Raw genomic sequence first — 22,128 nt, 5'->3', positions numbered from 1 at the left:
GGCGGCCTTTCCGAAAGCATCATCACAAACTACTTTCAGCCTAGTGCATCGGCCACGACGTGTGGTGGTGGCTGGTCAAGGGCTCAGCTGCTTCTCTGCGCTCAATTGCGTCCATTCCGCGAGGCGGACCAGCGCCTGATCAGAAGTATTAGGCCCCGGTAGCCCACCAGGAACAGTCCGAGGCTGATGGTTGCAACCACGACGAATGCCGGGACCACGGTCTGCCCAGTGATGCTCCGGAGGATCATTCCGAGGAGGACTGCCCCAATCCAAACGCCAACTCCGGCCGGCAAAAGACCAAGTGGGAAGCGCCACAGCCGAAGGGCCAGCCACGCCACTCCTGCGCCGGCGAGGAAGGGCCATGCTGTGGAAAACACCCCGGTGATGATGTCCCCTCGTGAGTGTGCATCCCGGCCAATGGCCGCAAAGAGAAGAATCAGGAGAAAGTCCGCCGCGGCAGCAGCAATCCAGTGTTTGGAAGTGAAAAGCATGCTTCGACAGTAGCCGGGCGGGTGCAGAGCCGGGCATTGTGTGAGAAAACTCACCGTACTAGCCTCGGATGGGGAACGTCCCGCTAACCGTGAGGGAGAGCCAGTGCAAAAAATATCCACGTGTTTGTGGTTTGACGGGCAGGCTGAGGAAGCCGCCTTGTTCTACACGGGCATTTTCGACAACTCGTCGATGGGACAAACGATGCCAGGTCCGGGCGGCGTGCCATTGACCGTTGAGTTCGACATTGAGGGCAGGCACTTCATGGGCCTTAATGGTGGCCCGGCCTTCAGTTTCAATGAGGCCGTCTCCATGGTGGTGAACTGTGAAACCCAGGAAGAGGTGGACCGCTACTGGGATGCCCTGCTGGAGGGAGGGCAGGAAAGCCAGTGCGGTTGGCTGAAGGATAAGTTCGGCCTCTCGTGGCAGGTTGTGCCGCAGGGGATGGGGGAGTTCCTGGGTGGTCCGGATCCCGAAGGATCCCAGCGGGCCATGGCGGCAATGATGAAAATGCGGAAGCTCGACATCAACGCCTTGCGCGCCGCGTACAACAGTGACCAGGTCACCGGGAATCAGCAGCAAGTGAAAGGACCAGGAGAATGACCATTCGACTCAATCCCTACATCTCGTTCAGGGATAACGCCCGTGATGCCATCACCTTCTATGAATCGGTATTTGGCGGTGAACTCACCATCAGCACCTTTGCCGACTATCAAGCCAGCGAGAATCCCGCCGAGGCCAACAAGGTGATGCATGCGATGCTGACCACCGCCGGAGGACTGACGCTCATGGCCGCCGATACGCCGGAGGGCATGGAATACAACCCGGGGGACAACGTGTCGGTCTCGCTCAGCGGCGAGGCGACGGATGACGCCGAGCTTCGGGGCTATTGGGACAAACTGGTCGACGGCGGTTCGGTCACCGTGCCGCTGGAGACTGCACCTTGGGGTGATGCCTTTGGCATGTGCGTCGACAAGTTCGGTATTGCCTGGCTGGTCAATATCGCCGGTGGACAGGGCTGAGCAGGCTCACATAAGCAGCCGGCCATCGGGCGTCAGCCTCTTTCCCATGTGTTTTGGCGTCCGCCACACGATGGAACGGTCCATGATCTCGGCGAAGGGGAGTCGTTCGCCCAATTGCCGCTCCAGCAGGGTCATGTCTTCGACGCGGCGCAGCCAGACCAGCATGAGGATCGAATAGTGACCAGCTGTGGTGGTGACCAAACGTACTTCCTGTAGGCCCACCAACCGACCGGCGACCGCTTCAACTTGAGTGACGGGCACCCTCAGGAAGTACCAGACAGCGATCGGCCAGGGGGTATAGAGGCGGGCCACTTCGGTGCGGACGATAAGCCGTTTTTCCGCCAAAATGGTGGCAAGCGACTCCCTGGCCCGGGTGGGGCTGATCGTTGCTTCCTCGGAAATGCGGGAGACTGAAGCCCTCGGATCTGATCTGAGGATGGCGGCAACCTTGCTTTCCGTCTCGGACGGGATGCCTCGACGGGCGGACGCCGGCTGGGGGAGTGCTGCTTCCAGCTGCTGGATTTCCCGTTCCAGAAGTGACCTGAGGCGCCATTGCTGGGCATCGGCCAGCAACTTGATGCCGCGGTGGGTCCGGGAGCTTGTGATCCCGGCAATGGCAGGAATCCTATCCAACACATACCGGCCAAGATCCGCGTCGTCGCGGCACAGCAGGGTGACTATGAGGTCCCGCGCGCCCGCTGTTTGGTCCACCGACAAGACTTCCGGATCGTTGGCGAGCTCCTCCGTGGCCGTTGCAATACTGGCGGGGGAGCAGGCGATCTCCATCAGGGCCCCGGCATACTTGGTGCCTGGTCCGGTGTAGGTGGTGATCCATGCCAGTCCCGCGGCCTGAAGGGCACTCCAGCGTCGGGCAAGTGTGACTGCGTCCGCGCCCACCACCGGCGCCAACGCCGCCCACGTCGCTCGTGGGCGAATTTGCAAAGCATGGAGGAGCCGGAGATCCCGCTCGTCGAATTCGTAATCCTGCATGGTTGGTGCTCTTTCCGGAGAAAGCCTGCATTTTGAGAGTATTCAACCACCAGTTGCCTATGTTGAGGGCTCACCCCTTCCAACGAGAGGCCGACATGTCCGGTATCGCCCTGATTCAGGAGCCCGTCACCACAACAGGCGTCCAATCCCAGGAATCCGAAACAGACCCGGATCTGGTGGATGCTGTTCGATCGGGGGATCTTGCGGCCTTCAGCCGGCTTTATCAGAGGCACCGTGCTTTGGCCGGCTATGTTGCTCGCGCCGAGTGCGACAACCGCAGTGACGCCGACGACGTTGTCGCGGACGCCTTCGCCTCTGTTCTGGACTCTCTGGTGGCAGGACACGGACCACGTGATTCCTTTCAGGCGTATCTCACAACAGCAGTGCGGCGGCTTGCCTATCGACGCAACGTCAAGAGCCGGCGTGCCCCCATACTCGGTTACGGCAGCGCGATGGATGCGCTGATCCTGGATGACGACCAAGGAATAATGGCCCTGGAATCAACGGTCTTGATGAAAGCCTTTCAGGCCCTGCCACTGCGGTGGAGGGCTGTCTTGTGGTGCGTGGAAGTTGAGGGCTTGAAGCCTGCGGCTACGGCGCGGGTGATGGAGTTGACTCCCAATGGGGTGTCATCGTTGTTGATCAGAGCCCGCGAGGGCCTTCGCCAGGCATATCTGCAGGAACATGTCCCGCCGCCAATAAGTGGCGCATGCACCGACATCTCCAAATACTTGGGAAAGTTCGTCAGAAATGCTGTCCGCCAAGCTGCCAAGGCGCGCGTGGATCAGCACTTGGCTGCTTGCACGCGCTGCACGGAAGCGTTGGTGGAGCTGAGGGAACTGCAGTCAGTGATGCCCGGCAGAAGCGCTACGGCGTAGCTTCCCACGCTTCGGGGGACCTCCGCTTTCGCATTACTTTACATAATGTAGATTATCGGCGTTATGGACAGGGTCCCGAAAGTGGTTGATCCAGCAGGATTTCAAGCACCTACGTAAGCTGCCAAGTGTTTACCCGTGAGCGTGGCTTTCCCTGCCACAAGATCAGCGGGAGTTCCGTCGAAAACTATTGCGCCGCCGTCGTGACCTGCGCCCGGACCCAGGTCAATGATCCAGTCAGCGTGTGCCATCACAGCCTGGTGGTGTTCGATCACAATGACCGATTTCCCTGAGTCGACAAGCCGGTCAAGCATTCCCAGCAGGTTCTGGACATCGGCCAGGTGGAGTCCAGTGGTTGGCTCGTCCAGGATGTAGATGTCGCCCTTTTCGGACATCTGCGTGGCAAGCTTCAGGCGTTGGCGTTCACCGCCGGACAACGTGGTGAGCGGCTGTCCGAGGGTCAGGTATCCGAGCCCAACGTCAGCAAGCCTGGTGAGGACTTTGTGTGCAGCGGGAGTCTTTGCGTCTCCTTCACTGAAGAACTTTCCAGCTTCGTCCACAGACATTGCAAGCACTTCTGCAATATTGCTGCCACCGAGCCTGTATTCAAGGACGGCCGCTTGAAAGCGCTTTCCATCGCATTCCTCGCACGTGGACTCCACCGTGGCCATGACGCCCAGATCGGTGTAGATCACGCCTGCGCCGTTACAAGTTGGGCAGGCGCCTTCCGAGTTGGAACTGAACAGGGCCGGCTTGACACCGTTGGCTTTGCCGAAAGCCTTTCGGACCGGCTCCAGCAAACCCGTATACGTCGCCGGATTGCTTCGCCGGGAACCACGGATGGCTCCCTGGTCTATCACCAGGACGCCCTCGCGTTTGGCCGCCGAGCCATGGATCAGTGAACTCTTGCCTGAACCAGCCACGCCGGTCAGGACACACAGAACGCCCAGCGGGATGTCGACGTCCACATTTTTCAAATTGTTCGTGGAGGCGCCCCTGATCTTCAGCTTTCCGTTGGCCGGACGCACGCTCGCCTTGATGGAGGCACGGTCATCCATATGGCGGCCGGTGGTGGTGCTGCTCCCCCGCAAACCTTCAACGTCGCCTTCAAAGCAGACTGACCCTCCGCCGCTGCCTGCGGCTGGTCCGAGATCCACCACGTGATCGGCGATGGCTATGGTTTCGGGTTTGTGTTCCACCACCAGGACAGTGTTTCCCTTGTCCCGCAATTGGAGCAGGAGTTGGTTCATCCGCTCGATGTCATGCGGGTGGAGCCCTATGGTGGGCTCATCAAAGACATACGTGATATCCGTCAGGGACGAGCCCAGGTGGCGGATCATTTTGGTCCGCTGGGCCTCTCCCCCGGACAACGTGCCGGCGGGGCGGTCCAGGGAAAGGTACCCCAGGCCGATGTCCGCAAAGGAATCCAGCAGGTGCTGGAGACCCGTGAGCAAGGGAGCCACAGAGGGCTCATCCAGCGTACGTATCCAGGCTGCGAGATCACTGATCTGCATGGAGCAGACGTCAGCAATACTCTTCCCGTTGATCTTGGAGGACCTGGCCTCGGGACTGAGCCGGGTGCCATCGCATTCGGGACATGTCGTAAAGGTGATGGCCCGCTCCACGAACGCGCGGATGTGGGGCTGCAGGGCATCCACGTCCTTGCTGAGCATGGACTTCTGGATCTTGGGGATCACCCCTTCGTACGTCAGGTTGATACCCTCAACCTTGATTTTGGTGGGCTCCCGGTACAGGAGATCGTGCATCTCCTTCTTGGTGAACTTGCCGAGGGGCTTGTCCATGCTGAAGAAGCCGGAGCCACTGAAAATCCGCCCGTACCAGCCATCCATGGTGTAGCCGGGAATGGTCAGCGCCCCCTCACTGAGGGATTTGCCCGCGTCAAAGAGGGCGGTGAGATCAAAGTCGTTGACGGAACCCATGCCCTCGCAACGGGAGCACATCCCGCCGAGGCGGTTGAAACTTGCCTTCTCCGTCTTGGTCTTGCCTTCGCCCCGCTCCACGGTGATGGCACCGCTGGCTTTCACCGTGGGGACGTTGAAGGAGTATGCATTGGGCGAGCCAATGTTTGGCTGGGCCAGGCGGCTGAAGAGAATGCGGAGCATCGCATTGGCGTCGGTTGCGGTTCCAACGGTGGACCGGGGGTTGGAGCCCATGCGCTCCTGGTCAACAATGATGGCCGTGGTGAGTCCTTCAAGCATGTCCACATCGGGGCGGGCAAGGCTGGGCATGAAGCCTTGGACGAACGCGCTGTACGTCTCGTTGATCATGCGCTGGGACTCTGCGGCGATGGTGGCGAACACCAGGGAACTCTTGCCTGAACCGGAGACGCCCGTGAAAACAGTCAGGCGCCTTTTCGGAATGTCCACGCTGACATTCTTCAGATTGTTCTCGCGGGCGCCTTGAACCCTGATGAGCTCATGAGTGTCGGCTACATGCGATGCCGGATTGTGCGTCGCCGGGTTCCGGACAGTACTCATGGTTGCTCCATCTATGCAGCGGCGGAACCGCAGTATCCTGACGGCTTTCGCCGGGCTCTCTCCAGCCACCTTCGGCCGGTAGGTACGATTCTGCCATTGTCATCCTTGGATTACTCGCTAAGAATGAAGCATGCCGGTATACATGAGGTCCCTCGAAACCGCAGTCCCGCCAACTATCCTCGTCCAGCAGCAGGCCCGCGACGTTTTCGCTTCCCAACCTAACCTGACCAGGCTGGGCACCCGACTCGTTTCCACCTGTTTCGACTCAGCCGCCATTGATACCCGCTACACGGCAGTTGCGGAACTGAGCCTCGATGCCCACCCGGAGACCCCGCTGTTCTTCGACCCCGCCACCAACCAGGTATTGAGCCCCAGCACGAAAGTCCGCAACGAAATTTTCGCCACGGAAGCCACCAAATTGTTTGTGGAAGCCGGCAAGACTGCCGTGGCCAGCGCTTCGGGGATCGACTTGGACGACATCACCCACGTCATCACCGTGAGTTGCACAGGCTTTTTCAACCCGGGACCTGACTACAAGGTGGTCCGCGCGCTCGGTTTGAGCCCCTCAGTCCAGCGCTACCACCTGGGGTTCATGGGTTGCTATGCCGCATTTCCTGCCATGAAAGCTGCCAAACAATTCTGCGTGGCGGATCCCCAAGCAGTGGTCCTGGTGATCTGTGTGGAACTGTGTTCGCTGCACGTCAGGACCTCCAACGACCCGGACACCATCATGGGTTCTGCGATCTTCGGCGACGGAGCGGCCGCAGCGATCATCACCGCCCGTGAACCCGAAAGCGATGAGCCCGTGATCCGCCTGGACCACTTCGAAACGGTCCTGACTCCGGTGGGCGAAGAAGCGATGGCCTGGAACATCGGCGATGAGGGGTTTGAAATGGTGCTGGGCACCTACGTTCCCCACATCATTGAGGAGCACATCACCGGTGCCCTTGAGCCCCTCCTTGCCAAGGATCCGCAGTTGTCGGGGGTCCCTTACCGGGACATCACCCACTGGGCCATCCACCCTGGGGGCCGGAGCATCCTGGACAAAGTTGAATCCAAATTGGAACTCACGGAGAAGCAGCTCATACCGGCCAGGGAGACGCTGAGGGAATACGGCAACATGAGCAGTGCAACGGTCCTGTTTGTCTTGAAATACATGCTGCAAAGGAAGGCTGAGCAACCGGAGGAACGGATCTGTTCCATGGCTTTCGGCCCCGGCCTGACCGTGGAAACCGGCCTCTTTACATTGGTCTCCCCCAGCTTGTGAGGCCTTGGGGCTCACTGGCCGGACGGGCTGCGGACGCAGAGGAGGAGATGGACAAGGCCGATTGCGATGCGCGGCGGCTTGACCGGACCTACATGCGGTTTCCAGTGGTCAACAGGCTCCTGTCCGGTTGGCACGCGGTTTATCGGGAACGGATCAAGCCCGTGCTTTCAAGGACAGGCGAGGCCACCCTGCTGGACATAGGCTGCGGCAGCGGCGATGTGGCCCGCAGCCTCGCGCAGTGGGCACAAAGGGACGGTTTCAGACTTGCCATCACAGCGGTTGATCCGGATGAGCGCGCCTTCCGCTTCGCTGCCGGTTCAACCGCCGTGGAGGGTGTTGCCTACCGCCAGGCCCACAGTTCGCAGCTTGTTTCCGAAGGACTCACCTACGACGTCGTCATTTCCAACCACATCCTCCATCACCTGGACAGCGGTCAGCTGGCGGAGGTTCTGCGCGACTCGGAACGCCTTAGCCGTGGCGTGGTCCTTCATAACGACCTGAGGCGCAGCAATGTCTCCTATGGTTTGTTCTGGCTGGGCTTCTGGCCGTTGGGCGTGGGGTCCTATATTTGGCGGGACGGTTTGACCTCCATCCGACGCAGCTTTACTCCCCAGGAGTTGACGGCCGTGGTCCCCGCTCGGTGGACGGTGGAGCGCAACGGTCCCTGGCATTCCTTGCTGACCCACTACGCAACGGAGGAAGCGGACCGTGCTTGACGTCGTCATCGTGGGAGCAGGTCCGGTAGGGCTGTTTATGGGAACACTGCTGCTCCAGCGAGGTCATTCAGTACGGATTTTGGAACGTCGCGTAGAGCGTAGTGAACGCTCAAGGGCCATAGGCATCCACCCGCCGTCGCTCAGGGAGTTGGCGAGGGCCGGTGTCGCCGAGACTTTGTCGGCTGCCGGCGTTCGGATCTCCCGTGGCCTCGCCTACAGTGGCGGCGAGCCCGTGGCGGCATTGCCGTTCGATGGTGCTCCCGACTTCCCTTACATCCTTGCCGTTCCGCAGCCTGTCACCGAAAGAGTCCTCGAGGAGGCTGTGAACAACCTGGACGCCGATGCTCTGGTGCGCGGAGCCGAGGTTCAGGAGCTGGTCCCTCATCCGTGGTCAGTGACGGTGCCGACCGCCGGGGGTGTGGAGTTCAGGGCCCGCCTGGTGATCGCTGCCGATGGCGCCCATTCGAGGATCAGACGTTCATTGTTGCCGCACCAGCCGTCGCGCGGCTATCCGGACAGCTACATCATGGGCGATTTCAAGGATCAGACCCCGCACGGCACCGATGCTGTTTTGTACCTTGAACCGGGCGGCATTGTTGAGTCTTTTCCCCTGCCTGACACCATACGGAGGTGGGTGGTGCGCTTGGCAGAACCGGACCGGGGCACGACGCCGGTTGGGTTGGCGGAGTTGGTCCAGCGGAGGACCGGTGAGGTGCTGGACGCCTCCAGCAACACGATGCTGAGTGCTTTTGAGGTTCAGTCACGGCTTGCGCGGAGGATGGTGCATGGCAGGGTTGTCCTCCTGGGGGACGCAGCGCATGAGATCAGTCCCATCGGAGGGCAGGGCATGAACCTTGGGTGGCTCGATGCCGCCGCCTTGGCTCCTATCATCACTTCATCACTCAGCGGAGCGGACGTTGGCCGCCAACTCAAGGATTTCGAGAAGTCCCGCCGTGGTTTCGCTGTCCGGGCGTCGCGCCAGGCGGGGTTGAACATGGCACTGGGGCGCCCTCTCCCCCGCCCTGTCTTGGCAGGCAGGAACAAGATCTTCGCCACTGTTCTTGGTGTTCCTGCCGTGTCCGCGTACGTTGAACGGCGCTTTACGATGCGCTAGCAGGGCTCTCCATTGGGCTGACGTCCACGGGCGTCGTGTAATAGCAGTCGTAGGTGTCCTGGCTGACGATCAGTCCGTCCCTCAGCTCAAAGACGGCAGTGCTCCGGGCGCGGATGGTATCGCCCCGGTCCCAATGCGGCAGATCCAGAAGCAAGGTGGCAGACCAGTTCATTTCCAACACCACTCTGTCGCCTTCGGTGGTGGACCGGACAACTTCGAAGCGCTGGTTCGCCACGATGTCCTTGCTGTGGTCTGCCCCGGACAACGTCTCCGCCAGATTCCGGGTTGAGCCGGTTTTTGAGAGCACATGCGGCCACTCGGTCAGCGTGAAATCCTCGGCCAGGAACGGCCGCAACTCGGCGGAGCCGCCACCGGCCTCCACGGTCCTGACGAAGCCAAGTACACAGTCCAAGGGTGTGGAATCACTCATTCACCGAGCCTAGTCCATGGGTCCCGGTGGTTCGCCGCGCTAGGCTCAAGCCATGACACATCAACCGGTTCACGAGGGGTCCATTCCTGCCACTGACTTCAACCCGATCCAGATCAGGGATGCTGTCCGGCGGCTGCTTGATGCGGAGGCGCTCCCGGCCATCGTCCAAGCGGGACACCCGGCACTGCGCCAGGTTTCGGCCCCTTTTGATGGGCAGGTTGACGACGTTGAGCTGATGGCCCTGGTGGACCGGATGCGTGATGTCATGCATGATGCGCCGGGTGTTGGCCTGGCCGCACCGCAGCTGGGCATCCCCTTGCAGCTGGCCGTTCTTGAGGACCAACACGCCGTGGACCCGGACTCAGCCGCAGTGCGCCACAGGGAACCCTTGGAGTTTTTCACCATCATCAATCCCGGCTACAGGCCGCTGGGGGCGGAAACTGCCTCGTTTTACGAAGGTTGTCTTTCCGTTGCCGGCTACCAGGCGGTGGTTAGGCGTCACCGGAATGTCGAGCTGAGGTACACCACCACAGCCGGTGAAGCAGTCGAAGAGTGGTTTTCGGGGTGGCAGGCCAGGATCGTCCAACATGAAACGGACCACTTGCACGGCACGCTGTACCTGGACCGTGCGGAACTGCGTTCCCTGACAACCAATGCCGAGCACTCTGCCCGTTGGTCTGCGCCAGACGTAACCGATGCCCGCATCTCCTTGGGATTCCTCCCAAAGGAACACTAACCCCGCGTCGGGTTGGCACCAGTCGGCAAATACTTGGACCACCAACCCAGCAGGTGCTCAAACCTCTGCTTTCGGTGGTGCGGCGTCCCGGCCCGGGACAGCTCATGGTTCTCGCCGGGAAAAACCAACAAAGCAGTTTCCACGCCCTGCGACGCCAGATGATGGTAGTACCTTTGCCCTTGTTCAAGAGGGCAGCGAAGGTCATTCTCGCTGTGAACCACCAGCGTAGGCGTCGTGACCTGCGATACGACGGCCATGGGGCTTTGTGCGGCCATTTGTTCCGCTGATCCGCCCGTGTACTCGGCACCGAAGAACCAGCCGATGTCCGCCGAACCGGCAAAGCTCACGGGATCCAGGAAACCGCGCTCAACAACAGCTGCCTTGAAGCGGTGTTCATGGGCAATGATCCACGCCGTCAAATACCCGCCGTAGGAGCCACCCATGATCCCTACGCGTTCCTTGTCCAGCCTGCTGGAGGATTCCAGCACGGCATCGAGGAAGAGAAGAACGTCTTCCATGTCCACCGTGCCCATGCGTTCCTTGATGGCCTGGGCGTGGGCCTGCCCATAACCGGCGGAACCGCGGGGATTGCACATCACCACCGCATATCCAGCGGCGGCATATACCTGTGCTTCATCGAAGAACGCGCCGGTGTACTGGGCGAACGGTCCGCCGTGGATGTTCAGCAGAACGGGGTGGGGGCCGGGTCCTTCGGGCAACACCAACCACCCGTGCACCTTGTGCCCATCGTCTTTTACCGCCTCAAAATCCAAGGGCTCGGAGACAGTGGAGTTGTTCCGCAATTCGCCGGAAAAGTCGGTGAGGAGGCGGACTTCCCCGCGTTCGAGTGCTGCCACATCACCAACAGTGGCGGCATCGGAATAGCTGATGGCCACCTCCCCGTTGGCGGCGACGCTGGCGCCGATCACCACCCGGGCCCCATGCACCAAAGGCGTGATTTCTCCTTCTGCCGGCACGTCCAGCAGTTCGACGCTTCCCAACGCTGTGTTCAGCACCAGCATGCTTGCAGGGCCGTTGGGCTCCAACGGACCGGAAACGTCCAGGAGTTCGACGTCGGTCAGGGCCAGCGCTTCTCCCCCATCGATCGGCATTGCGTAAAGGACACCGTTCCGGCCTACAAAGTCCAGCCCGGTGGTGCCCAGGCCCTGGGCTATGTAGAACAACCACCGGCCATCGGCCGACACGCGGACATCCGTGACCGTCTGAGGGACAAGATGTGAAGGCTCGACGGCGGCCGGCCGGCCTCCGCGCGCATCAACCCGGTAGACGGAGGTGACCAGGTCCTTGTCATGGCCTTCGTGGAGTGCGGCGATGAAATAGAGATGAGAGCCATCCGCTGAGAAACAGGGTGATTCGTGGTCCGAGTCCCCACAAGTGATCTGCTCAGCTGCGGGAACATCCGTAAAAGCGTTGCGGCCCTCTTCATTGGCAGCCCGTCCCTTGGGGGCCACTGCTGGCTCGCTTCCCAGCTCCGGCACTTCGACCACAAAAACCTGAAGCCGCTGATCCGCGGTGTAACCCAGGCCGTTCATCCTGTATTGATTGGCCGTGATCAGCCGTGGATCCTCCTGCCCGGACGCAACGCCGTCCACTGTTCCGTACCGGCCCTCCTCCGCAACGCGGGAGGTGAAGGCCAACCGGTGTGAATCGGGTGCCCAGGTGAAATCTTCCACCCCTGCATGTTGATGGGTGATCCGCTGGGGTTCGCCTCCCGCCGCTTCCACGACGTGGATTTGTGCCTTGCCGTCAGGGTCGCTGCGCAGGAAGGCCAGGACGAGGCCATCGGGCGAAAATGCCGGAGACGTATCCCTGAACCCGCGGGTGATGCGGCGGGGATGCTTGGTGGGGTCCATGGGAACGGACCACAACTGGCCGACGTAGCTGTCAGCAGCAAAGTCCGGCCTGGTAACAGCGACCACCGCCTTTGAGCCATCCGGGTGAATGGCCGGGGCGGATACGGAATTCAGCAGGGGCAGTTGCTCTGGTTTCACGTTGGTGAGCCTAGCCCGGCGTTTCCACAGCAAGTACCAGACACTCCGGCCGCCGTAGGATTGAAGCCATGTTGCTTGACGCCGTTGCTGCCCTCCGCTGTCCCGTATGCCGAGAGGCTTTACAGCTTCAGGATGAAGGGCAACAGGGGCTGGCTTGCCACAACGGACACGTCTTTGACGCCGCGAAGCAGGGGTACTTCAATCTGCTGACAGGCAAGGGCACGGCCTTCGAGGCAGATTCTTCGGACATGGTGGCAGCCCGGCATCGTTTCCTCGAGGCCGGTCACTACCGGCCGTTGGCTGAGAAGGTGGCTCAGTCGGTTGCCGGATCGTTGAGGGGACCCGACGCGCGGGTCCTCGATGCTGGGACTGGAACCGGGTACTACCTTCACGCCGTCCTGCAAGAGTCGTCGGCCAGCGCCATCGGACTGGATATCTCCAAATTCGCCCTGCGCCGCGCTGCCCGGAAAAACCCGCAAGCGGCGAACCTGGTGTGGGACATTTGGCGCGACCTCCCCCTGGCGGACAACACTGTTGACGCCATTGTTGTGGTCTTCGCGCCCCGGAACCCTCCGGAATTTGCCCGGGTCCTCCGCCCCGGCGGAAAGCTCACAGTCGTCACCCCGTTGCCCGGTCACTTGGCAGAGATTGCTCAACGCGCCGGGATGCTGTCCATTGAGGAGGGCAAGGCGGAGCGGTTGGCCGAAAGCATGCGGGGGCACTTCACGCCCGTTGGGGGATCTAACTTGGAGATCCCCCTGAAACTCAGCGGCCACGACGCACGGGACCTTGCCTTCATGGGGCCGGCCGGGCACCACCTCTTGCCTGAAGACCTTGATGGGCTGGCGGAAAGCAGCGGCACGGTGACCGCGACGGCGAGGTTCCGACTCTCCGAATTCATACTGTCCTGACGCTTCAAAGGCGGCGCGGGCTAGGATGGAAGAACAGCGACTGTGATCCTGCTCGCGGGATCCGGGACCAAGGGGGATCTGATGTTTGAATGGCTCGGCGAGAACTGGTGGGCTCTGTGGCTCACGGCTTTCCTCGCGTTCGCAGTGGTTGAGATGCTCACCCTGGACCTCTTCTTCATCATGCTTGGCGGAGGCGCCTTGGCCGGCCTGATCGCTGACTTCGCAGGTGCCGACTTCTGGCTCCAAATAGTCATTTTCTGCGTGGTCTCCCTCCTGATGGTGGTCTTCCTTCGGCCTGTTGCCCTGAAACACCTGCACAAAGGGCCGGAAGAACAACGCTCAAACATTGATCGTCTTATCGGGCAGCCGGCCCTGGTCATTGAAGCCGTGACGGGCACCAGCGGCTTGGTGAAAATCGGCGGTGACGTCTGGACCGCACGCAGCGTGGGCGGCGTTCTCGACGCAGGTGCCACGGTTCAGGTCACCAAAATTGACGGAGCGACGGCGGTAGTCGCCTCCTCCGCCGACAACAGCCCGCGCTGACGCAAAGCAACAAGATTTTAAGTCGGTTCCCGGGCCGGTGAGGCCCGGTACGGACGCATCAGACCACGCAATTGGGGAACGAAGGAGATGTATGAACGGCTTAGGAGGAACAGCAGCAGCAATCGTGCTGATTGTTCTTATTATTTTTGTGATCATAGTGTTGGTCCGCTCGGTAAGGATCATCCCGCAGGCGCGTGCCGGCGTCGTCGAGCGACTTGGTAAATACCAGCGCACGCTCAACCCCGGACTGACCATCCTGATCCCGTTTGTTGACCGGCTCCTGCCGTTGCTCGACCTTCGCGAGCAAGTAGTGTCCTTCCCGCCGCAGCCCGTCATCACCGAGGACAACCTGGTGGTGTCCATTGATACGGTGGTGTACTTCCAGGTCACAGACCCCCGGGCAGCCACCTATGAGATTGCCAACTACATCCAGGCTGTCGAACAGTTGACAACCACCACCCTGCGAAACGTAGTGGGTGGCTTGAACCTCGAAGAGGCACTGACATCACGTGACCAGATCAACGGCCAATTGCGCGGGGTGCTTGACGAAGCCACCGGCCGGTGGGGTATCAGGGTTTCCCGCGTTGAGCTCAAGGCTATTGATCCGCCCCACTCCATCCAGGATTCCATGGAGAAGCAGATGCGTGCAGAGCGTGATCGGCGTGCGGCCATCCTGACTGCGGAGGGCACCAAGCAGTCGCAGATTCTTACCGCGGAAGGTCAGCGGCAAGCCGCCATTCTGGCAGCAGAAGGTGATGCCAAGGCGGCCATCCTGAGGGCTGATGGTGAAGCCCAAGCCATCCAGAAGGTCTTCGATGCCATCCACAAGGGGAATCCTGACCAGAAGCTCCTGGCTTACCAGTACCTGCAAACCCTCCCCAAGCTTGCTGAAGGAAGTTCCAACAAGTTGTGGATCATCCCCAGCGAAGTCGGCGAAGCCTTGAAGGGCATCGGCGGTGCACTCGGCGGGACCACCACGGACTCGCCCGTGGCTGGCCTGTTTGGTGGCAATGGTTCCGGTAGCCACACGGAGTCGGCGTCGCCCGCGGAAAGCACCCGGACAACGGAATAACGCCAAGGACCACTCCAGCGGGTGGCCGGCCGAAACGGCTGGCCACCCGCTGTGCTGTAGCTGGGCAAGCTCGTGCTTTGGGCGATATGACGCCGTCAGCGTATAATGGGATATTTGTCCGGCCCGTTCACGGCGGATGGAACATAAAGGCTTTGCCAGGCGTTGCAATGAGTGATGCAAGGTGTGCAGAAGTAGTCCGTAGGGAACGTGAAAACGGCTTACGGTTAGCGCGGGGTCCAGCCCCGCGAACAGACAGAGGGAGTAATCATGAGCGATCGCAGCCTGCGGGGTATGCGTCTTGGCGCCCAAAGCATGGAAACTGAATCCGGCGTCGAGCCGGCACCGCGTCAGCGGGTCGAGTACCGTTGCGAGGACGGCGAGCAGGTCTTCGTCACCTTCTCCTCCGAAGCCGAAATTCCTCCGGTATGGGTGTCCAAAACGGGCAAGGAAGCGCTGCTGGTTGACGGTGAACGCCCCGTCGACGCCAACGAAAAGGCTGTCCGTACCCACTGGGACATGCTCTTGGAGCGCCGCAGCCTTCCCGAGCTGGAGCAGATCCTTGAGGATCGCTTGAACATCCTGCGTGAGCGCCGCGGAGAGCGCCGCTCCGCCTGAAAAACAGCGATCATACCGCCTGTACACAGAAAGGCCGGGCCGGGTTCCTTTGAACCCGGCCCGGCCTTTCTGTTTTCAAGAGCTTCGGAGTGCTAGCGCTTGGACTTGCCGGTGAGCTTTGCCCAGCGGGCGGCGAGTCCCCACTTAGTGACGTTGAGCATGGCCTCAACCACAATGTTGCCGCTCATCTTGGAAGCACCAAGTTCACGCTCGACGAAGGTGATGGGGCGCTCTTCGATGCGCAAACCAAGTTTGGCTACCCGCCAGGCAAGATCAACCTGGAAGCCGTACCCCACCGATTCGACTTCATCGAGCTTAAGGGCTTCGAGGGTGCTTCGACGGAAAGCCCTGTATCCGCCCGTGACGTCCTTGATTTTCACGCCAAGCATCAAACGGGCATACGTACTGCCTGTGCGCGAGATTGCCTGCCGGTACAGCGGCCAATTCACGACACTGCCGCCCGGGACCCAGCGGGAGCCCATGGCAAGATCGGCGCCATCCCTGACGGCATCGAGGAGCAATGGCAGCTGCTCCGGCTGGTGCGAGCCGTCCGCGTCCATCTCAACCAGTACGTCGTATCCGGCCGCCAGTCCCCACTTGAAGCCGGCGATGTAGGCCGCGCCGAGACCCTCTTTGCCCTTCCTGTGGAGGACATGGACGTTGCCGTCCTCTGCTGCGAAGCGATCCGCCAAGCGTCCCGTGCCGTCAGGGCTGTTGTCGTCAACCACCAGGACGTCGGAGTCAGGGACTGCCGCGCGGAGCCGTCCCAAAGTGACAGGGAGGGATTCGAGCTCGTTGTAGGTGGGAATGATCGTCAGGACACGCAAGAAGAGGCCTTTCCTTGATGGAGCGGTCAGTGTGCCGGACCAGCCAAGCAGCTGGGTTTCTGGCGCAACTCCCCATTATAGGGCGCTGCGGGAAGCGTTGTGGCTGGCTGTGGTCTGGGACACGGACCCGCGTCGGGGATCCGGTGCTGATCCCCTCTGCGCTACCGGAGGGAATCGTGGGCGAACAGCTCCCGGCCTTCATGTACCGTCTGCAGGCAGCGGGGATCGCTTCCTGTGTCCAGGGCCGGCAGCAAGGGGGTCCTCGCCCGCGGATCGGTGCTCCATGACTGCACCCGGCTGTCTGCCACCTGAACCATGAGTTCGTCAACTTCCCAGACCGCGAAACTGGCGGGTGCGCCGGGAACCAACTGGCCCATCAGTGGGTTCCTGCTCTTGGTGGCACGCCAGCCCGCACGGGTGTGGCCAAGGAAAGCCGCGCGCGCAGAAATCCGCTGGTCCGGGTTGTTGTGCTCCAGGCAACTGCGGACGCTGGACCACGGGCGCAAGGGAGTAACGGGGCTGTCACTGCCGAAGACAATCGGCACGCCGCTGGAATAGAAGGACGCCAGAGGATTCATGGAGAGGCTTCTGGCACCCACACGCTGTTCGTATAATCCGCCCGGTGAACCCCAGGCCGTGTCAAAGGCCGGCTGGGCACTGACGGTAACGGAGTATTTTGCCAACCGCTCGATGGCCCCTTGATCGGCCATTTCCACGTGTTCAAGCCTGTGTCCTGCTGCACGGATCCGTTGCTCCCCCACCTCAGCGGCGGCAGCATCCAGCGCATTGAGTACAGCGTCCAGTCCGGCGTCCCCAATAACGTGGAAACCGGCTTGGATGCCGAGTTGCGACGTTGCTGCCAGATGCTTCGCTGCATCGTCAACGCTCAAGTACAGGGTGCCCGTCTCCCCCGGCGCATCGGAATAGTCTTTCTTCAATGCGGCCGTTCGCGACCCCAGGGAGCCGTCCATGTTCAGGTCACCGGCGAGGCCCAGTACGGGCGTGCCCAGTGACTCAAGGATGCTTTCCGCGTGTTCAACTGACGAAGCGAGCTCACCCCAGTAGGGCAGAACCTGGGGCAGGTTCTGCTCATCGTTCCACGACGTCGCCATCCTCAAATCTTCTGGTCCGCAGATGTGGGGCGCCGACATCTCGGTCACGGCAACGTATCCGTTCCGTGCTGCTTCCTGGAGCGCCAATTCCTGGTAGCGGCCCCTGTCTGTCCAACTGAATTGGCGCGCCGCCAGGCGTGATGCTGTGTGGGCCGATCGGAGCACGTGGGCCGAGCCGGTGAACCCGTCCATGCCGTTGAGGGCGGCAGCAGCGGCCAGGGAGGCCGAGACCAGCGCGGAGTGGACGTCGATTCTGGACAGATAGACAAGACGCCCTGTGGCGGCACGTTCGAGTTCCTCGAGGGTTGGAAGCGTGGCATTGTTCCAACGGGTCTCATCCCAGCCATGGCCCAACACCGGTCCTGTGCCGGCCGAGGCCGCCACGGCGTCAAGAATATCGCCCGCGGAACGGGCTCGGCTGAGATCAAGGCCGTCCAGTGCCACACCCGTCTCCGTCAAGTGGACATGGGAATCAACGAATCCCGGCGCCAAAAGTGCACCCTTGAGGTCGATGATTTCCATGGAGGAATCCGCGATGGAGGTTGCGGCCTGCTCAGAGCCCACCCAGGCGACAGTGTCCCCATCAACCACCATGGCTGTCGCGAAGGGATCCGCAGCTGTGTAAATCGATCCGTTGCGGTAAAGAGTGACCTTCCGGCTGGCGCCGTTCCGGTCCTGGCCGGCTGTTGCGCCTGGCTGGTTCATGCTTTTGCGCTCCTTGAGCGTTGAAAGGGATAGGTGATTACTGGCTGGGCCTAGGAGACGGTGGAGTAGGCCACGACGCCCCGACGGACCAGCTCGATGGACTCGCGGCAGATCCTTGCCACCCGCGGGTCCAACTGAGGAATTTTGGCGAGTTGATCCAGCAGGTCCACCACTTGCTTGGCCCAGCGGACAAAGTCGCCGGCTGCGAGGTCGGTTCCATTCAGGACCTCCTGCAGATGCCGCCCCTTGGCCCATTTGTACATGGGCCACATCAGGCCGAGCTCAGGTTCGCCGGTCAGCGGAAGCCGATTGTGCTCCTCTGTATCCTCCAGCCGGGACCACTCCCGGACCACGATGTCGACGGCCGTCTCCAGCGACACGGAAGGCATCTTTGGCCTGAGGCCCCGGTCCTCCCGCTTGGCTTGGTACACCAGGGTGCTGGCGAAGGACGCCAGCTCGGCGGCATCAAGGCCGTCGATCGCACCTTGCCGGACTGATTGGGAGATGAGCAGGTCCTTTTCACCGTAAATCCGGCGCAACCGTTGGCCATCCGCGCTGATGGTGACCTGTCCGGCGTCGTTCATCTGCAAGTAGCCGTAACTGGAAAGGACTTCACACACCCGGTCGAAAGTCTTGGCAATGGTGTTGGTCCTCCCTTGGATCTGCCTGACCAATCCATCAGTTTCCTTCCGCAGCTTCCACCAGCGTTCGGACCAGCGGGCGTGGTCCTCCCTTTCGCTGCACCCATGGCAGGGATGCGCACGCAGGGCACGGCGGAGGTCCGCAATCTTTTTCTCCTGGTCCGGCAAGCGGGCGCCCAGGCCAAAGTCCTCGTGCCGGATGTTGCGCTTGTTGTTGGGCACGTCCTCGGATACAGCATGCCGCATTGCGGAAGCCAGATCCCGGCGCGCTTTGGGAACCTTTGAGTTGAAAGATTTGGGAATCCGGATCCTGGTCACGGGTGAGACGGGACCGTCGAGGTCATGAACACCGATGCGCCGCAGTTGGTTGTCCGATGTGAGTACAGAAGGTCTCGGTTCGCGGGCGTTCCTGTCCACTTCCAGGACCACTGCGTGCCCCGCCAGCCGCCCGCTGAATATGGCGATGACGTCGCCGGGTATCAGGCGGGTCAGTGAGTCAGCCACGTGGGATTTGCGCGCGCGCTGGTTGTCGCGGGCCGCAAACGTTTCAGCATCACCGAGTTCGCGCCGCAAGCGCGAGTATTCGGCGAAGTCGCCGAGGTGGCACTGCATGGACTTGGCATACCCCGCAAGTGATTCCTCGCGTCCACGCACCTGCCGGGCCAGGCCAACCACGGACCGGTCCGCCTGAAATTGGGCAAACGAAGATTCGAGAATTTCACGTGCGCGGACCCGGCCGAACTGGGCGATCAAGTTGATGCTCATGTTGTACGTAGGCCTGAAGCTGGAGTTCAGGGGGTAGGTCCGGCGTGAAGCCAGGCCCGCTACCGCTGTGGGATCTGTGCCCGGCTGCCATAACACCACGGCATGGCCTTCCACATCGATGCCACGCCGTCCGGCCCGCCCCGTCAGCTGCGTGTACTCCCCTGCCGTGATGTTGACGTGTGCTTCGCCGTTGAACTTCTCCAACTTTTCCAACACGACGCATCGCGCAGGCATATTCACGCCCAACGCCAGGGTTTCTGTTGCGAAGACTGCCTTTACCAGGCCATCGGCGAACAGCTTCTCCACCACTTCCTTGAAGGTGGGCAACATGCCGGCATGGTGGGCAGCAAAGCCGCGCACCAGCCCGTCCCTCCAGCCCCAGAAGCCCAGGACATCGAGGTCGTCGGCCGGGATTTCGTGGCTGGCTTCGTCCACCCGCTGCGCAATGATCTGTTGCTCGTGCTCGGTGGTCAACCACAGGCCGGAAGCGGCGCACTGCGCAACTGCTGCATCACAACCCGCCCGGGAAAAGATGAACGTGATGGCAGGGAGGAGATCCTGGCGCCGGAGGCTCTCGATCACCTGGGGCCTGCTGGCCTTGCGAACGGGGCTGCGTTGCTCGGTTTTTGAATGTTCGTCCCGGGAGCGGTCCTGGCGGCGGCGGCTTCTTCCTCCATGGCCGAACCGGCCTGCGGTGTTCATCCTGCTTTCGGAACGCGCCATGGCCAGGAGTTCCGGATTGACCTCGAATTCCTGGGTGGACGCCCGGGCAGTCACACTCTTTTGTGACACGCGGCCGGGCAGCGATTTCCGCTGGCGGGTATCCGCCGGTCCAGCGGAGACGTCGTCCGTTTCCGATAGATCCGGGGCTTCGGTTTCCACAGCATCCGGCACGGCGGGGGCAATTTCATCGAATGTGGTGTCCCCGGCAAAGAGATCAACTATCTGCCGTCCCACCATGACGTGCTGCCACAGGGGAACCGGGCGGTGCTCGGAGACGATCACATCCGTGTCGCCCCTGACAGTGTCCAACCAGGCACCAAACTCTTCGGCATTGGAAACCGTGGCACTCAGTGATGCAACCTGGACCTCGCTGGGCAGGTGGATGATGACTTCCTCCCACACAGCTCCCCGGAACCGGTCTGCCAGGTAGTGGACCTCATCCATGACCACGAAGCCCAGGTCTCCCAGGGTTTCCGAATCGGCATACAACATGTTCCGGAGAACCTCAGTGGTCATCACCACCACGGGTGCATCACCGTTGATGGTGGTGTCTCCGGTCAGCAAACCAACATTGGCTGCCCCGTACTTGGCGGCCAGTTCTGCGAACTTCTGGTTGCTCAAGGCTTTGATGGGCGTCGTGTAAAAGGCCTTCAGGCCCCGTTCAAGGGCCAGGAAGATTGCGAACTCGCCAACGATGGTTTTGCCGGCCCCCGTGGGAGCGGCAACCAGAACTCCGCGCCCCTCCTGAAGCGATCTGCACGCCTGCTTCTGGAAGTCATCGAGTTCAAAATCAAGCGACCTGGCAAACGCACCCAAATAGGTTCTGGACTCAGCTGCGCGCTGGGCTGCTGCCTGATAGCGATCCGACGGTGATGGAGACCCGGAGATGGAGGACATGTCTCCAGCCTAGTCCGCCAAACTCTAGAGATTCTCCAGATCAGAAGCAGAGGTGGCGGTATCCGCCATGGCCTCGGTCTCAGCGACGCGTTTCTGGTTCCTGCGCTCCCGGCGGCGGTCGTTCAGGATACAGATCCCGATCGCTGCGAAGAACAAAACAAGCAAAGGCCCAGCCAGCAGGAACATGGACAACGCATCTGCGCCCGGCGCTGCAACGGCAGCCAAAACGAAGACCAGGAACACCGTGAGGCGCCACGCTTTGAGGATCGTTTTGCCGGATACCAAGCCGGCCATGTTAACTCCGACAAGCACTACGGGCACCAGGAAGGCCAGTCCAAGGAAAAGGACCATGCGGGTCACGAAGTCGATGTAATCGCGTGCGTCGATGATGTTGGCAACACCGGAGGGGGTGAATTGCGTCAAGGCCCGCACCACCTGGGGTGTCACAAGCCAACCGACCCACACTCCGGCCAGGAACAGCGGAACTGCCGCTGCCATGAATCCAAGCGTGTAGCGGCGTTCCTTCTTTGTGAGGCCTGGCGTGATGAAGGCCCACAGCTGGTAGATCCAAATGGGACTGGAGATGACCAGGCCAATGAGGATTGATATCTGCAGCTTGAAGTCGAAAGGCGAAGCGATGCTGTTGAAGTTGATGGTGGCAATCGCGCCAGTGTGGCCACCGATGGAGTCCACCGGAGCCTTCAGCGCGTTGATCACCGGGTCGTACAGGAACCAGCCCGCGATTGCCGCAATAACAACGCCGATGGCGGCCTTGATCAGCCTGTTCTTCAGCTCCCTGAGATGGTCAAGAAGCGCCATCCGGGCTTCAGGATTGGCCTTGCGCCCCTTTGCTTGTGCCACTGCCTTCTACTAGAGGCGGGTTGAAGGCGGAACGTCGGTCTCGCCTTTGTTCTTGGCCTTCAGGTCCGGGTGTTCCACCACGCGGCCTTCGTATGCCTCGGAATTCTCGCCGGCATCCTTGGCTTCAGGCTTGCCGTCGTTCTTCATTTCCTTCACTTCGGACTTGATGATGCGCATTGACTGTCCAAGGCTGCGCGCCATCCCGGGAAGCTTGGGTGCTGCGAACAGCAGCAACGCAACGATGATGATAATGACGATCGGCCACGGCCCGTCAAATAGTCGTCCCATGTGGGGAAGTCCTTTCCTT

The 22,128-nt window shown here is 61.2% G+C and carries 21 protein-coding genes; 11 read left to right on the top strand and 10 right to left on the bottom strand.

All coding sequences use genetic code 11. From position 1 onward, the window contains the following. Positions 1 to 101: 101 nt before the first annotated feature. The gene (locus JOE60_RS09610) at positions 102 to 491 is read right to left on the bottom strand and encodes a DUF3054 domain-containing protein (protein ID WP_167266311.1); all 390 of its coding nucleotides are present in this window, start codon (positions 489 to 491) and stop codon (positions 102 to 104) included. A 103-nt stretch (positions 492 to 594) separates the two neighbouring features. Here JOE60_RS09610 and JOE60_RS09605 point away from each other — a divergent pair, with 103 nt between their 5' ends. Together JOE60_RS09605 and JOE60_RS09600 are read left to right on the top strand one after the other, a co-directional pair. Continuing rightward, on the top strand, positions 595 to 1,092 hold the full coding sequence (locus JOE60_RS09605) for a VOC family protein (protein WP_167266314.1): 498 nt from the start codon (positions 595 to 597) through the stop codon (positions 1,090 to 1,092). Continuing rightward, the gene (locus tag JOE60_RS09600; RefSeq protein ID WP_167266317.1) at positions 1,089 to 1,511 is read left to right on the top strand and encodes a VOC family protein; all 423 of its coding nucleotides are present in this window, start codon (positions 1,089 to 1,091) and stop codon (positions 1,509 to 1,511) included. The genes JOE60_RS09605 and JOE60_RS09600 overlap by 4 nt, the downstream gene beginning before the upstream one ends. 6 nt (positions 1,512 to 1,517) lie before the next feature. Here the strand turns inward: JOE60_RS09600 and JOE60_RS09595 are convergent, their stop codons facing one another. After that, positions 1,518 to 2,501 carry an Lrp/AsnC family transcriptional regulator gene (locus JOE60_RS09595; protein ID WP_167266320.1) on the bottom strand — a complete coding sequence of 328 codons (984 nt, stop codon included), beginning with the start codon at positions 2,499 to 2,501 and terminating at the stop codon, positions 1,518 to 1,520. A 95-nt stretch (positions 2,502 to 2,596) separates the two neighbouring features. On the opposite strand from JOE60_RS09595, the gene JOE60_RS09590 reads away from it, so the two are divergent. Next, positions 2,597 to 3,379 (top strand): RNA polymerase sigma factor, encoded by a 783-nt coding sequence (locus tag JOE60_RS09590; RefSeq protein WP_167266323.1) that lies wholly within the window; start codon positions 2,597 to 2,599, stop codon positions 3,377 to 3,379. A 101-nt stretch (positions 3,380 to 3,480) separates the two neighbouring features. Here the strand turns inward: JOE60_RS09590 and JOE60_RS09585 are convergent, their stop codons facing one another. Continuing rightward, positions 3,481 to 5,874: an ATP-binding cassette domain-containing protein gene (locus JOE60_RS09585; RefSeq protein ID WP_167266327.1), complete on the bottom strand. Its 2,394-nt coding sequence runs from the start codon at positions 5,872 to 5,874 to the stop codon at positions 3,481 to 3,483. 130 nt (positions 5,875 to 6,004) lie between these two features. On the opposite strand from JOE60_RS09585, the gene JOE60_RS09580 reads away from it, so the two are divergent. The 3 genes from JOE60_RS09580 to JOE60_RS09570 are packed head-to-tail and all read left to right on the top strand — an operon-like array spanning position 6,005 to position 8,971. Further along, positions 6,005 to 7,141 (top strand): type III polyketide synthase, encoded by a 1,137-nt coding sequence (locus JOE60_RS09580; RefSeq protein ID WP_167266332.1) that lies wholly within the window; start codon positions 6,005 to 6,007, stop codon positions 7,139 to 7,141. Positions 7,142 to 7,188: 47 nt separating this feature from the next. After that, positions 7,189 to 7,857 (top strand): class I SAM-dependent methyltransferase, encoded by a 669-nt coding sequence (locus tag JOE60_RS09575; RefSeq protein ID WP_208381443.1) that lies wholly within the window; start codon positions 7,189 to 7,191, stop codon positions 7,855 to 7,857. After that, positions 7,850 to 8,971 (top strand): FAD-dependent monooxygenase, encoded by a 1,122-nt coding sequence (locus JOE60_RS09570; RefSeq protein ID WP_167266341.1) that lies wholly within the window; start codon positions 7,850 to 7,852, stop codon positions 8,969 to 8,971. Before JOE60_RS09575 ends, JOE60_RS09570 begins: the two co-directional genes overlap by 8 nt. Here JOE60_RS09570 and JOE60_RS09565 read toward each other — a convergent pair. Further along, positions 8,958 to 9,401 (bottom strand): nuclear transport factor 2 family protein, encoded by a 444-nt coding sequence (locus JOE60_RS09565; RefSeq protein WP_167266345.1) that lies wholly within the window; start codon positions 9,399 to 9,401, stop codon positions 8,958 to 8,960. The genes JOE60_RS09570 and JOE60_RS09565 overlap by 14 nt on opposite strands. A gap of 52 nt (positions 9,402 to 9,453) precedes the next feature. Here JOE60_RS09565 and JOE60_RS09560 point away from each other — a divergent pair, with 52 nt between their 5' ends. Then, positions 9,454 to 10,137 carry a peptide deformylase gene (locus JOE60_RS09560; protein WP_167266349.1) on the top strand — a complete coding sequence of 228 codons (684 nt, stop codon included), beginning with the start codon at positions 9,454 to 9,456 and terminating at the stop codon, positions 10,135 to 10,137. Here JOE60_RS09560 and JOE60_RS09555 read toward each other — a convergent pair. Beyond that, positions 10,134 to 12,149: a prolyl oligopeptidase family serine peptidase gene (locus JOE60_RS09555; protein ID WP_167266353.1), complete on the bottom strand. Its 2,016-nt coding sequence runs from the start codon at positions 12,147 to 12,149 to the stop codon at positions 10,134 to 10,136. The two genes, JOE60_RS09560 and JOE60_RS09555, sit on opposite strands and share 4 nt — an antisense overlap. Before the next feature lie 68 nt (positions 12,150 to 12,217). Between JOE60_RS09555 and JOE60_RS09550 the strand changes: the two genes are divergently transcribed. The 4 genes from JOE60_RS09550 (at position 12,218) to JOE60_RS09535 (ending at position 15,290) form a co-directional block, all read left to right on the top strand. Then, on the top strand, positions 12,218 to 13,060 hold the full coding sequence (locus JOE60_RS09550; RefSeq protein ID WP_167266357.1) for a methyltransferase domain-containing protein: 843 nt from the start codon (positions 12,218 to 12,220) through the stop codon (positions 13,058 to 13,060). Positions 13,061 to 13,141: 81 nt separating this feature from the next. Beyond that, on the top strand, positions 13,142 to 13,603 hold the full coding sequence (locus JOE60_RS09545; RefSeq protein WP_167266361.1) for an NfeD family protein: 462 nt from the start codon (positions 13,142 to 13,144) through the stop codon (positions 13,601 to 13,603). A 91-nt stretch (positions 13,604 to 13,694) separates the two neighbouring features. Next, a complete protein-coding gene (locus JOE60_RS09540) occupies positions 13,695 to 14,675 on the top strand; it encodes an SPFH domain-containing protein (protein ID WP_167266366.1) in 981 nt (326 codons plus the stop codon). Positions 14,676 to 14,942: 267 nt separating this feature from the next. Next, the gene (locus JOE60_RS09535) at positions 14,943 to 15,290 is read left to right on the top strand and encodes an RNA polymerase-binding protein RbpA (protein WP_011774875.1); all 348 of its coding nucleotides are present in this window, start codon (positions 14,943 to 14,945) and stop codon (positions 15,288 to 15,290) included. A 92-nt stretch (positions 15,291 to 15,382) separates the two neighbouring features. On the opposite strand, the gene JOE60_RS09530 is transcribed toward JOE60_RS09535, so the two are convergent. From JOE60_RS09530 to tatA, 5 genes are all read right to left on the bottom strand, one after another. Continuing rightward, on the bottom strand, positions 15,383 to 16,117 hold the full coding sequence (locus JOE60_RS09530) for a polyprenol monophosphomannose synthase (RefSeq protein WP_167266371.1): 735 nt from the start codon (positions 16,115 to 16,117) through the stop codon (positions 15,383 to 15,385). Between the two features lie 161 nt (positions 16,118 to 16,278). Continuing rightward, positions 16,279 to 17,934: an amidohydrolase gene (locus tag JOE60_RS09525; RefSeq protein ID WP_167266374.1), complete on the bottom strand. Its 1,656-nt coding sequence runs from the start codon at positions 17,932 to 17,934 to the stop codon at positions 16,279 to 16,281. Positions 17,935 to 17,984: 50 nt separating this feature from the next. After that, positions 17,985 to 20,960 (bottom strand): DEAD/DEAH box helicase, encoded by a 2,976-nt coding sequence (locus tag JOE60_RS09520; RefSeq protein WP_167266376.1) that lies wholly within the window; start codon positions 20,958 to 20,960, stop codon positions 17,985 to 17,987. 24 nt (positions 20,961 to 20,984) lie between these two features. Beyond that, a complete protein-coding gene (tatC, locus tag JOE60_RS09515; RefSeq protein WP_167267058.1) occupies positions 20,985 to 21,779 on the bottom strand; it encodes a twin-arginine translocase subunit TatC in 795 nt (264 codons plus the stop codon). A gap of 51 nt (positions 21,780 to 21,830) precedes the next feature. Continuing rightward, positions 21,831 to 22,109, bottom strand: coding sequence for a Sec-independent protein translocase subunit TatA (gene tatA / locus JOE60_RS09510; RefSeq protein ID WP_167266379.1), 279 nt, complete (start codon positions 22,107 to 22,109; stop codon positions 21,831 to 21,833). Positions 22,110 to 22,128: the final 19 nt, after the last annotated feature.

The sequence above is a fragment of the Paenarthrobacter ilicis genome (assembly GCF_016907545.1).
Lineage (GTDB): Bacteria > Actinomycetota > Actinomycetes > Actinomycetales > Micrococcaceae > Arthrobacter > Arthrobacter ilicis.
Note: the sequence above shows the minus strand (reverse complement) of the source record. Positions and strands in the feature narration are given on the sequence as shown.

Coding starts and splice junctions, on each gene's coding strand:
- JOE60_RS09535 (WP_011774875.1), top strand. CDS start 14,943: ATGAGCGATCGCAGCCTGCGGGGTATGCGTCTTGGCGCCCAAAGCATG.
- JOE60_RS09540 (WP_167266366.1), top strand. CDS start 13,695: ATGAACGGCTTAGGAGGAACAGCAGCAGCAATCGTGCTGATTGTTCTT.
- JOE60_RS09520 (WP_167266376.1), bottom strand. CDS start 20,960: ATGTCCTCCATCTCCGGGTCTCCATCACCGTCGGATCGCTATCAGGCA.
- JOE60_RS09585 (WP_167266327.1), bottom strand. CDS start 5,874: ATGAGTACTGTCCGGAACCCGGCGACGCACAATCCGGCATCGCATGTA.
- JOE60_RS09595 (WP_167266320.1), bottom strand. CDS start 2,501: ATGCAGGATTACGAATTCGACGAGCGGGATCTCCGGCTCCTCCATGCT.
- tatC (WP_167267058.1), bottom strand. CDS start 21,779: ATGGCGCTTCTTGACCATCTCAGGGAGCTGAAGAACAGGCTGATCAAG.
- JOE60_RS09580 (WP_167266332.1), top strand. CDS start 6,005: ATGCCGGTATACATGAGGTCCCTCGAAACCGCAGTCCCGCCAACTATC.
- JOE60_RS09550 (WP_167266357.1), top strand. CDS start 12,218: ATGTTGCTTGACGCCGTTGCTGCCCTCCGCTGTCCCGTATGCCGAGAG.
- JOE60_RS09610 (WP_167266311.1), bottom strand. CDS start 491: ATGCTTTTCACTTCCAAACACTGGATTGCTGCTGCCGCGGCGGACTTT.
- tatA (WP_167266379.1), bottom strand. CDS start 22,109: ATGGGACGACTATTTGACGGGCCGTGGCCGATCGTCATTATCATCATC.
- JOE60_RS09525 (WP_167266374.1), bottom strand. CDS start 17,934: ATGAACCAGCCAGGCGCAACAGCCGGCCAGGACCGGAACGGCGCCAGC.
- JOE60_RS09545 (WP_167266361.1), top strand. CDS start 13,142: ATGTTTGAATGGCTCGGCGAGAACTGGTGGGCTCTGTGGCTCACGGCT.
- JOE60_RS09575 (WP_208381443.1), top strand. CDS start 7,189: ATGGACAAGGCCGATTGCGATGCGCGGCGGCTTGACCGGACCTACATG.
- JOE60_RS09560 (WP_167266349.1), top strand. CDS start 9,454: ATGACACATCAACCGGTTCACGAGGGGTCCATTCCTGCCACTGACTTC.
- JOE60_RS09600 (WP_167266317.1), top strand. CDS start 1,089: ATGACCATTCGACTCAATCCCTACATCTCGTTCAGGGATAACGCCCGT.
- JOE60_RS09590 (WP_167266323.1), top strand. CDS start 2,597: ATGTCCGGTATCGCCCTGATTCAGGAGCCCGTCACCACAACAGGCGTC.
- JOE60_RS09565 (WP_167266345.1), bottom strand. CDS start 9,401: ATGAGTGATTCCACACCCTTGGACTGTGTACTTGGCTTCGTCAGGACC.